At 46.4% G+C, this 11254-nt stretch carries 10 protein-coding genes; 7 read left to right on the top strand and 3 right to left on the bottom strand.

Going from position 1 to position 11254, the window contains the following annotated elements; all coding sequences use genetic code 11:
- Positions 1–11 precede the first annotated feature (11 nt).
- The 3 genes from N836_RS76155 to N836_RS68710 all read right to left on the bottom strand — a co-directional run bounded on the left by N836_RS76155 (position 12) and on the right by N836_RS68710 (position 3015).
- A complete protein-coding gene (locus N836_RS76155; protein ID WP_023070113.1) occupies positions 12–1115 on the bottom strand; it encodes an IS630 family transposase in 1104 nt (367 codons plus the stop codon).
- A 107-nt stretch (positions 1116–1222) separates the two neighbouring features.
- A complete protein-coding gene (locus N836_RS73955) occupies positions 1223–1825 on the bottom strand; it encodes a class I SAM-dependent DNA methyltransferase (RefSeq protein ID WP_023076331.1) in 603 nt (200 codons plus the stop codon).
- 17 nt (positions 1826–1842) lie between these two features.
- Positions 1843–3015 (bottom strand): saccharopine dehydrogenase family protein, encoded by a 1173-nt coding sequence (locus N836_RS68710; RefSeq protein ID WP_023076330.1) that lies wholly within the window; start codon positions 3013–3015, stop codon positions 1843–1845.
- 566 nt (positions 3016–3581) lie between these two features.
- Between N836_RS68710 and N836_RS68705 the strand changes: the two genes are divergently transcribed.
- From N836_RS68705 to N836_RS68680, 7 genes are all read left to right on the top strand, one after another.
- On the top strand, positions 3582–5063 hold the full coding sequence (locus N836_RS68705; protein ID WP_023076329.1) for a cyclic nucleotide-binding domain-containing protein: 1482 nt from the start codon (positions 3582–3584) through the stop codon (positions 5061–5063).
- A 96-nt stretch (positions 5064–5159) separates the two neighbouring features.
- A complete protein-coding gene (locus tag N836_RS73950; protein WP_023076328.1) occupies positions 5160–5450 on the top strand; it encodes a hypothetical protein in 291 nt (96 codons plus the stop codon).
- 21 nt (positions 5451–5471) lie between these two features.
- Positions 5472–7238 carry an adenylate/guanylate cyclase domain-containing protein gene (locus N836_RS68700; protein WP_023076327.1) on the top strand — a complete coding sequence of 589 codons (1767 nt, stop codon included), beginning with the start codon at positions 5472–5474 and terminating at the stop codon, positions 7236–7238.
- Between the two features lie 85 nt (positions 7239–7323).
- Positions 7324–8370: a cytochrome-c peroxidase gene (locus N836_RS68695; protein ID WP_023076326.1), complete on the top strand. Its 1047-nt coding sequence runs from the start codon at positions 7324–7326 to the stop codon at positions 8368–8370.
- A gap of 14 nt (positions 8371–8384) precedes the next feature.
- On the top strand, positions 8385–9497 hold the full coding sequence (locus N836_RS68690) for a DAHL domain-containing protein (RefSeq protein ID WP_023076325.1): 1113 nt from the start codon (positions 8385–8387) through the stop codon (positions 9495–9497).
- 7 nt (positions 9498–9504) lie between these two features.
- Positions 9505–10608: a PstS family phosphate ABC transporter substrate-binding protein gene (locus N836_RS68685; protein WP_023076324.1), complete on the top strand. Its 1104-nt coding sequence runs from the start codon at positions 9505–9507 to the stop codon at positions 10606–10608.
- 28 nt (positions 10609–10636) lie between these two features.
- On the top strand, positions 10637–11089 hold the full coding sequence (locus N836_RS68680; protein WP_023076323.1) for a QcrA and Rieske domain-containing protein: 453 nt from the start codon (positions 10637–10639) through the stop codon (positions 11087–11089).
- The last annotated feature ends 165 nt before the right edge of the window (positions 11090–11254 follow it).

The following is an 11254-nucleotide window of genomic DNA, read 5'->3' as shown; positions in this document are numbered from 1 at the left end:
CTAGTGCAGAATCAAGCAGTCTTTTTTACTAAAGAGGGAAGTACCTCACATTCAAAATAGTCACAAACACGTTGCCTAATGTCATCAGCTGTAAGCACCTTGGTGGGTTCAACAATGGCCCGTTTGGCATGTACCCATTTAGGTTCAATTGCATTGAGCCAGGGGCTCTTCACGGGAAGCAAACAGAGAATCAACCGCAATCCCCCCGTCTGTTTGATGAGCTGATTATGGTCTCGAACCCATTGACGCACGGCTTTTGAAACATGCCAGGATGCGTTATCCCAAATTAGGACCAAAACGCGTTTACCTAAGGCATAGAGTGATTGACAGACCCACTCTAAATATTGACAGGTCAGATCGCTAACCGGTCGGGATTGGACAAATCGAATCACCATGATGGCTAAGCAGGGACACCAGAGACCATAACAGGCAATCGCTTTGGGCTCAGAGTCTGTTTTCTCAAAGTGCTTTTGATGCAATTTGAGGGGCTCATCCTCGCTCCAAGCGTGCATATCGGGGTATGTCAATCGGGACCACCACACCTCATCTTGAAACCCAACCACCCAGGTGTCATGTTGAGCCGCCATGAGGATGAGACGGTCCCGTTGCCGCTTTTTTCGGGCATAGTCCGGGTCAGGAGAGGTGATCCATTGTTTAGCTCGTTTCCAACTCACTCCCATCAGTAACAGGGTTTGGCGAATGGTTTCATGACTCACCGGGACCTCTACTAAGGCTTGCTCGTGACATACCTGGGCCAGACTTTTGAGGGTCCATATGGACCGTGCTTGCCCATACTCACGGGGACTGGTGTGAGCAATGGTTTTTAATCGTTCGCGCTTCGTGGCATCGAACAGTAATTCATCGCCGGGTTTGGGACCACTTGGACGAGGCACTAAGCACGCCAACCCTCGTTCCTCAAATTCATGAATCACAAGGCATACATTCTGGCGAGTACCGCCCACAAACTTGGCAATCTCAGGGGGTGTTTGACCCGCTGCACTGGCTAATATGATTTGGCTGCGACGCACGGTAAACCCTTCGGAAGACTGACGACCCGCTTCCAAGGCGGTTTTCTCATCTGGGCTCAGAGGACGAACTTTGAGGGACTTGGGCATTGGATAACCATCAAGACTCGGTGGCTTCAAACCATTATCCAGGTTCTTGGATTATTGGAAAAGAGATGACCTGAGACTGCACTAGCCAGCAATAAGATCTCTCATTATCAGCAGGAAATTTGATATGCCAGGAGATGCATTGGATCATCATAAATCGGCATTGTTTTTTGCTCTAGAAGAACCCACCCAGGCTGATCAAGCACTCTCTGCAGCTTGGGTAAAAAGCTCTGACGGGTAGTCAAAACTAGTACACCGCCAGGCTTGATTTTTGTCTGAAGCGCGTCTAATTCAGCAGGTCCAGCATGGGTTTCTGCAAATACCCCGGTAGCAACAACACCTGTAGCTTTCTTTAAAGTTGCAAACGTTTCATCTCCAATCGAACAGCACAGTAGAGAATGATAGATCTGTTTCTTAGCGGCTTGTGCCAACATTCCAGGTGAAATATCAAGACCAATAAGATTTTCAAATCCCAACGTAGCTAATGCCATACCAACAAACCCTGTACCGACCCCAACATCCAGAACGCTGGCTTGTTTGTTGCTCACATATTTCGCGAGCATTGATGCCGCACTTGATGGAACAGCTTTCCAGACATCAGCGACATCAACCTCATAGGTAGTTGCCCATTGATCATATTTCTCGCGTAAATCATTAGAATCTACGCTTGAACAAATCCACTGCAGCCAATTACTTGAAGGGGATGTAGACATTTTAGATCGACCCTTTTCTATGCAACAGTTGCCACTTTTTTGTTTATGTCGATATCACTTGTCTTATAATTGCTCTGAACTTTAGGACTGTTAGAGATATCTTCACTAGCTTCAGCATAGTAACGGCCAAAACGATTACAGAGAAAATGTTTGAGATCAACTTGCTCTTGTTTTAGAAATCCTGTTTGGCTAATTTTTCCGCTAAGATACATGTCTAAGACCGCACAAAGCGAAGCTGCTGTTGAAATTTGAATAGCGCTCACAGGTTCTCCGTGTAAAGTGAGTGGATATATTTTCCGAGCATCGCTAACTTGTTCTAAACGACCGTCTCGCCAGCCAGTTATAGTACAAAAACTAATAACCACATCTTGTTGAGTTATCGGAATAGCGTGTTCAAAAATTTCCTGTAACAGATCATGTCGTTTGTTTAGACGTAGATCATTGAGTAGAAATTTTATAAGGTCACAGTGCCCTGGATAGCGTATGGTCTTGTAGTTTAGAGTCCGAACCTTTTCTGCAAGAGTTTCGCAAAGGGTGCCTAGACCACCTGAAGTATTAAATGTTTCATAGCTGATCCCGTTTAGCGAGAAATTCTCCAACTCCTCTAAGGGAACTCCCTGTACCCTTTGGCCATTTTGGATAGCATCACATGAATTACAGTACTCGTTAATTAACCCTCTGGTGGACCAGGTAAGGTTATACATTAGCGCGTTAGATGGGTACTGGGGTAATGCACCCACTCTCAACTTCACTTCATCAAGTTGCTCAAAGTAACTACACAGATGATGCGCCAAGATACCTATGAAGCCCGGTGCCAAACCACATTGCGGCGCAAAAAGTAATCCATCGGGAGCTGTTTTAGCAATAGAACGCACGGCATTAGTCGTAGTAATGTCTTCAGTTAAGTCAAAGTAGCTAACTCCAGCTTTAGCAGCTGCTCGCGCAATACCCGAATTCAACCAGTACGGACAGGCGGAAACAACACAGTCTTGTCCCTCTAACCTTTTTACAATTTCAACTTCGTCAGTTACATCGATAACAAAGGTGTTAACAAGATTGGAAATGGATAAGCGGTTTAGAGATTGAGCATCTATGTCACCTAGTTGAACGGTATAGCTATCGCTTTGATGTAGAAGGCTGGCAATTACGGAACCAATTTGGCCAGCACCTAAGATAGTTACATACTTCATAGAAATCTAAAAAGTTTTCACAGTCGCCTAAACAAGAAACTGCCTACAAGAATTAAAGCTGGTTTTTGACAAGAAAAAGTAAGGTGTTGTCATATTTTTAGCCAAATAAGCGTATATACACGACTGCATTGGCAGATTGTTTTAACCAATTCTATGCAGCTCATCTATGAGATTTAAACTCGCAACTCATTGGTTAGTTAGACTTTGAGTATTTTTCCACAGCATTCAAAGCAGCTTGTTACAAAGAGTTGCTTGAGAAAACAGGTACTTAGAACAAAGCTTTTCTTGAGTGTCAGTTGATTATTTTGTTAAAACTGATACTGAATAAAGTAGGCATCAAAAAAGTGAGTTAGGTGATATAAGTATGCTTCTGTTGTCCTATTTTTTAGAGACCTATCTATTTTGGATAGTATCAAAGTCGCTCAGCGCATACTAAAAGACAATTTTTTCTTAGGAAAGCTACATCTGTAAAAAACATATAAATGCTGTTAAATCTTTCAATTAATAAAATATGATTGCTACCGATTAGTATTTTAATAAGTTTCAGTAGCGATTATCGCTCAACTATGACCAAAGACTTTATAAGCTGGCTGCTACTTCTAGGCATTGGTTTTCCACTCCTAGGAGTAGCCCTAAATGAGATTGCAGAGCGTCTGGAGCAACAGCAGCCTGAGTTAGCCTCGGCATTGCGTAAGATTCTTCGCTACGTGCTGCCTCCCCTAGCCTTGTTGCTGGTGATGCGGCAGTTACTTCAAGTTGCCAGCACTGCAGGCCCCAGTCGATTAGTTGAAACAATTACCTGGATCGCGATCATCGTGGCGGGTGTGTTTTTGATTAATGCCACCCTCACAAACCAGAAGCCTGAGAGACAATTCCAGGTCCAGATCCCCAATCTCTTCTTTCAGGCAGCCAGAGCCATTGTTGTACTCGGGATTGGCTATTATCTGATTACGGGTATCTGGGATGTCGATATCAGCAGCTTGACCACTGCAGTCGGTGTGGGCTCATTGGTCTTTGCGCTAGCGCTGCAAAATACCCTGAGTAATTTAGTATCCGGTCTGTTGCTGCTGGTTGCCAAGCCGTTTGAAGTGGGTGACTGGATTAGCTTTGATGGTTCTGGAGCGAGAGTGATCGATCAAAGCTGGTGGTCGGTGACGGTTGATAACGGATTTGCTAAGCGGAGTGTGCCCAACGCGACTTTGTCAGGAGCCAGTATTAGTAATCTTGGCAAGGGTGCCGCCTGGGACTATATTCAGGTAGGTTTGTCCTATGACGATCCGCCTAACCAAGTGTTACTCGCTCTCAGCCAGCTACCAGAGGGCGTTAAAGAAGTCGAGCCAGGTAGCGCTTTTCCAGCGGTGAGTGCCTATGGAGACTGTAGCATTACTTACGATCTTTGGTTTTTGGCAGTTCCAGGATTAGGTGCCTGGGTGGCTAAGGCAACACTTTTGTCCAAGTTTTACTACATGGTGCAGCGGGAGGGATTTACCATTCCCTATCCCATGGTGCAGCAATATCAGTTCCGCGCTGATGATGGTTTTCCTAGCAAGATTCCTCAAGCACCCGTGGATCGTCAGCAGGAAATGTTTGACTATCTGCGATCGCTATCCTACCTATTCAGCATCAGCGATACCCAGCTTGAACAACTGGCTGGCAGCGCACAGTTTCATATTTACGGCACAGGCGATCTCATTACTCAAGAAGGTAAGTCTGATAGTGGGTTATATGCTGTCTACAGTGGTCGGGTAATGGCACAACTTACCGACAGTTCAGGCAATGTACAAACAACAAATCGGTTTGGCATTGGCGATGTATTTGGCGAAATGGCCATCTATCCAGGAGAAGTCAGCCCGATTGCTACCGTTGCCGAAGGAGATGTGGAACTAGTTGTAGTTCCTGCGGAAGATATTGTTGAGCTGATTCGAACCAATTCAAAATTTGCAGCTGAAATTCTTCAATTTATTGAGGAACGTAAGAAATCAATTCAAGTAGCTAAAGTAGCAGTTACGACTGCTCTGTCTAACGGTCATCAAATGCCAGTCTGCTAACGAATTGAGTTCACAAAAAGAGATAGAGCCAGAAATATTCGGACGTCAAAGGGAAGCACAGCGATGTTGAACAGGCTGCGTATTAAATCTAAACTAATGGCTTTGATTGTAGGGGCTAGTCTCGGCTCGCTGCTCATTGGAGGAACTCTGAGCTGGCTACGATTTCGTCAGGCATTCCAACGTCAGGTATTTGACCAGCTTACTAGCGTAAGAGCGTCGAAGGGCACCCAGATTGAATCCTATATCAAAGGCTTCCAAGATTGGCTAGATCTTCTGAGTGAGGACCGTACCGTGATATCGGCTATGGTGGAGTTTAACGGTGCCTATCGTAGCTTACAAAATGAAACGATTTCCAATGAGTGGATAGAGACGATTGAGACTTACTAGGCTAGTAACTTCCTACCCAACTTGGCCGAAAATGTAGAAGGTCCGCAAATTGTTGCTAACTATCGTCCCCTCAGTCAGGCCAGTCAGTATCTGCAATATCACTATCTTGTCAACAGCGTTGATAGTGAGGAAGGTAATACAAGCCCTACAGATGAGAGCATCTATGCTCAGCACCATGCTGCCTATCATCCAACCTTTAAAAAGCTAATTGACCAGTATGGCTACAGTAATTTTTATCTGATCGATTTTAACAGTGGTGAAATTGTCTATTCTGCCTACAAACATCCCGACTTTGCCACCAGCTTAGATCGTGGTCCCTATCGACTCAGTGGCCTAGCTGACATCGTAGCTGCTGTTCGCAACAATCCCGGTCGCGGTTTTGTCCAAATAGTAGATTTCAAACCCTATGTGCCCAATATGGCGGCTCCGATGGCATTTTTGGCTACGCCTATTTTTAACGGGCCACATATTGTTGGGATTTTGGCATTACAGATGCCGCCGGAGCGGCTAAATGCCATTCTGATCGGTAATCAGGAATGGGAAGCTGAAGGGTTGGGAGAGACTGGCCAGGTCTATGTGGTGGGAGAAGATGCGCTGATGCGATCGCAATCTCGGGAGCTGATTGACGATGCTGATGCCTATCGAGAAACGCTGAGAGATATTGGTTTGTCCTCCCAGACGGTCGATCTGGTGTATAACCTCAACACATCAGTTTTGCTGCAGCCTGTAGATACTGAGGCTACCCAAGCCGCTATGGCAGGCGAAACAGATACAAAAATTATCCAGGACTACAAGGGCAAGCCCGTATTGAGCGCCTATGCACCCCTCAGGCTCGAGGGACTGCGCTGGGCTGTTTTAGCGGAAATGGACGAGGCCGAAGCCTTAGAACCAATCACGACAATGCAAATTTATATGGGTACCATGGCGGTTATTATTACCTTGATTGTAGCTTTCTTATCAGGGTTGATAGGCCAGGCATTTGCCCGTCCGGTTCGACGATTAATCAAAGCGAGTGAACAGCTTCAGGAGGGCGAATCAGCGATTGATGTATCGGCAAATGGTACGGATGAATTTGCTCAGCTGGGAAGATTGTTTCAGAAGCTGGCTCAAAGGTTTAGCCATCAAAATCAGCTGCTAGAGAACAAAGAACTGGAAAATGAAACGCTGCTAAAGAACATTTTGCCTGAGCCCGTTGTTACGCGATTTAAGAAAGGAGAAAACCCCATTGCGAATACGGTACAGCAGGCGACTATTTTGACAGCAACCGTGTTAGGGCTGGCTCAGTATTCCTCATCTGAGAAAATCACTACGGCATTCAGTGCCCTAATGAGTGAATTTGACAGAGTATCACAGCAATTTGGGTTGGAACCTCAAAATATGGCGGATGAAACTTATTTAGCTGTGTGTGGGCTATCAGATGTGTACTTCGACCATAAGCAAAGGGGCGTGAACGTTGCTCAGGAAATGCTGAGGATACTACAATCTGTCAATAGTCAATACCAGGTAAATTTGAGCCTAAAGATAGGAGTTCATTCTGGCTCGTTTGTAGCTGGAGTGGTCGGCACTAAGCCCTTTACCTATAAGCTGTGGGGAGATGCTATTAGAGTCGCAATCCAGCTTCCTGAACAGGCAGAGCCCAATCAGATTGTGGTCACTCAGCCAATCTATGAGCGTCTCAAGGACCGTCACAATCTATCGACCCACGGCTCAATCACAGTTGAAGGTATGGAAACACTGGCTACATGGCATTTAGTTGCCGAAGAGGCGCCAGTGGGGGTAACCGTGTGAGCCCGACAAAAGGGTAGGTTGTTAGACATACAGATTTTTGGATGTTGTAAACAGATTATTCAATTATTGGTTGAGCGTTTTTTCTATGGTTTCTCGACTCATATCTCGGGTAAGATTAAGTCGGTTTAAGAAGATAGTTGCGCTGGCAATTTTGTTTTGTTTGGCAGTACTGGCAGCTCTGGGCCTGACTCAATTTTGGCAACGTCCGGTAACAGAAGCACCAGGGTCAGCTGTAGCCGCTGAAACAATTATATCAACGGAGCCAATTCAGCCAATTCCGCTAAGTATAGAGCTGGATCAAGGCAAAGTGCAGCTGGGAGACTTACTATTTCACGATCCTCGATTGTCAGCCGATAATACGGTCTCCTGTGCTACATGCCACGCCCTGGATAAGGGGGGAACCGATCGTAAAGCGCTTTCGATTGGCATGGCGGGCGGTAATACCGGGATTAATTCGCCGACGGTGTTTAATGCTGGATTTATGCACCGATTCAATTGGGATGGCAGTGCTGAGAGTCTGGAAGAACAGGCCAAAGGACCGATTACCTCAGTCGGAGAAATGGGGGGCATGAGCTGGCAGGATGTGGTTCGCAAAGTTGGTGAAGAATCAGAGTATCGCGAAGGATTTGCGGAATCTTATAATGATGGCATCACACCGGAAAATATTCGAGATGCCCTGGCGGTTTTTCAGCGCTCCTTGTATACCCCCAATGCCCCTTTTGACCAATACCTGCGAGGACAAAAGGATGCGATTTCGGATGAGGCAAAGGCCGGATACGATCGCTTCAAGTCCTATGGCTGTGTCAGCTGTCACCAGGGCATGCTGGTAGGGGGCAATATGTTTCAGACCCTGGGGATTTTTGGTGATTATTTTGCAGATCGGGGTACGCCGATTACTGAAAAAGATCTAGGGCGCTACAACGTCACCAACAATGAACTGGACAAACATGTGTTTAAGGTGCCCACACTGCGAAATATTACCCTCACGTCCCCCTATTTCCATGATGGCAATCCTAAAACCTTAGATGAGGCCATTAAACTCATGGGTCAGTATCAATTGGGTGTGAACATTCCCCAGGAGGATGTGGATCTGATTATGCAGTTTTTACAGTCCCTGACGGGCGAAATATAGGAGTAGCGTCGTTTATGTTTGGGTCTCGTTTCTCTAGAAATTCGGGATATAAAATTCGAGGGGCCTGGATTTTAATTGCCACACTTCTCTTTCTCATTTCCGGGACACTCATCTATAAAAGCTTGCCGGTGCCTTTCCAGCAGTATCAGCAATATCGTAATCAGGTTGCCCGCCTTAGTGAGCTAGAGGCTAACTTCTCTCAGGAGGTGCTACGGGCTCGCTATGAGCTATTTGCCTACTACGATCCTATTGTTAATAACCTGGTGGAGCAGGAGGACGTACTAAATTCGCTAACCAACATTCCTAGTTTTGTTAACGTTGGCGATCAGCGAGAAATTCGTAATTTTCTCGAAAGTCGTCAGGCTTCTTTAGAGCAAAAGGAAAATCTGAGTGAGGTATTTAAGGCCCGCAACGCCCTGCTAAAAAACTCTCTCCGCTATCTTCCCTTTTTGAGCGATCAAATTGATACTAAGCTGAGCACGCTTGAGCCGACAGAAACCATCGATTCTGAAAAGTTAGCGGCGCTAAATAACACACTTAATCAGCTGATTCGCAACCTGCTGTTGTTTACCACTACCACCGATGAGGCCTTATCTAATCAGCTGCAAAGTCTATTGAGAAATCTCAATCAGCTGCAGAACACCTTGGAAATTTCAGAGACCGAGCTACCCCTCCAGCTGGTACAGTCCCATTCCAATATTATTTTTAATGCCAAACCCCTCATCGAAGAAGCCACTACGGAATTGTTAAAACCTCTGGATACCTCCACGGCTCCCATTGCAAGTACCTTTGAATCTAGCTATCGTTTAGCCCTGGCCTCCACCCGTGTGATTCGCTTTTTTACCTACGGCTGGTTTCTATTGCTGCTGGTCGGGGGGCTGCTGTGGGTACGGTACCAGAATCGCGAGACCCAGATAACCCTGAGACAAAGCAATAACCAGCTAGAAACCATGGCAACAGCTTTGAGTCATATTCTTAACCCTAAAACCGACGTGGAAACATCAGAAGCCGTATCCAAACTGATGGATTACACAACCCAGGAAAATAGTCTTGGACGTTTAGCTAAGTGCATTTTGCAGTTGAAAACAGAACGTCAAGAGCCAGCCCCCGTCGCTCATCAGGACTAGTTGACCCATGGTTTATTCTGTTTTGTTCAAAATCTTCTGGCCGCGTTTGAGGTTGTTGTTATTTTTGGGCCTGGTCACCAGCTGTGGTCAAGCCGCAGTTTCTCAGTCGGAGGACAGTCCGAACAATCCCTATGCCCAGTTCAGGCAGGCCGTCAATGAGGTAGAACCCCTGATTGATCCAAATTTGGAGAGCTTGACCACCAGCCGTCTTCAGCAGGAGCCTACAGCTAACACCAGCTCGGTGACGCTGCCTAGAGATGCACCCTTAGCAATCCAGAAGGATGTCATTATAGCCAGCGCCCCAACGATGCAGGCGTTTAATGAACAGATGTATCAGCGGCTGATTCAAGCAGGGTACGGTGGTTTGTTAGATATTAATGTGCTGAGGGCAGGGGAGGCGATTCAACAATTTTGTCAGGACCGCAGCGTTAATTTCTTAAGTGTTAACCGGGCCATGTCTGAAGCGGAAATTCAGGCGTGCCAGGCTAAGGGCCGTCAGCCCCTGGGATTGACCATTGGCAAAGATCCACTGCTGCTGGTTGTCAATCGAGACAACGATTTTGTCCGCGGCATTGATCTTGAAAAATTAAAGGCCGTTCTGACCAAGGATAGGTGGTCCGATGTGGACACAAGTTGGCCAAATACAACAATTGAGCGGGGGATGATCGGGCCTAATTCATCGACGATGGCTTTATTGACCCGAACGCTGTTTCCAACCGATGGGGCGGCGTTACTAAAGACGGCAAATACCACCTTTTATGACTACCCAGAGCCGATGATGCAAACTCTGAGTACGGTGCCCAATGGTCTTGCGTCTATCAATCAATCCCTTTATGAGCGCTTTACTGCCACCTTTCGGGTGATTCCCATCAACGGCATTAGCGCCAGTTTAGATACGGTTGAAAGTAATGCTTATCCGCTAGTGCAATCCTTGTTTATCTACGTGGATCAAACACAGCTAGCAGCAGGCACACCCACCAAAGCTGTTGTCAACTTTTACCTGACAGAGATGGCTGAGGTGATGAGCGAGTTAGGGTTTTTCCCCCTAACCCAGGTCCAGCTTGACCAGACCAAACGCCAGTGGCTCGATGCGACAGGTAGTGGCCAGTAAATTTCAGAAATGTAGGAGAGAAGAGAGTATGAAACGTCGTGAGTTTATGAATTTTGTTGGGCTAGGGATGTTGGCGACTTCGCTGCCGGTTGCGATCGCAGCCTGCAATCCAACTGAACCCGCATCCGATACCCCTGCTGTCGGAGACTCAGTACCAGCGTCAGAAGCGCCAGATGGATTTGAGACCGTTGGTACAGTGGCAGATTTAGATACCAAGGGGTTTCTAACCAAAAAAGGCCTGGCTGTGGGTAATGTGATTGTCGTTCGCGATCCAGCCAATACTGACAGTGTGATTGCTCTCAACTCCAAATGCACCCATCAAGGATGTACGGTTGACTGGGAGGCGGATAAATTTTCCTGTGCCTGTCATGGCTCTGAATTTGCTACGGATGGCAGGGTCACCATTGGGCCTGCCGTTAGACCCCTGGAATCTTATGAGACCCTGATTGAGGGAGAGAGTGTCCTGGTTAAGGTGTCCTAGGGATCAGGATTTTATAAGATCCAAAAATGTTGTCTGCAGAGGCGTTCCATGGAACATCTGTACAGCAAAAGATAGGACCTAATTAAATCCTCATTCCCTAGTTCCAGGGATCAAGTCCTGCAAGCTCAAGATTAATAGATTAAGGATCAAAAATTGGGCTAGATA

The sequence above is a fragment of the Leptolyngbya sp. Heron Island J genome, assembly GCF_000482245.1.
In the GTDB taxonomy this organism is placed as follows: domain Bacteria; phylum Cyanobacteriota; class Cyanobacteriia; order Phormidesmidales; family Phormidesmidaceae; genus Leptothoe.
The sequence above is the reverse complement of the archived record's forward strand: the minus strand, read 5'-3'. Positions and strand labels throughout refer to the sequence as shown.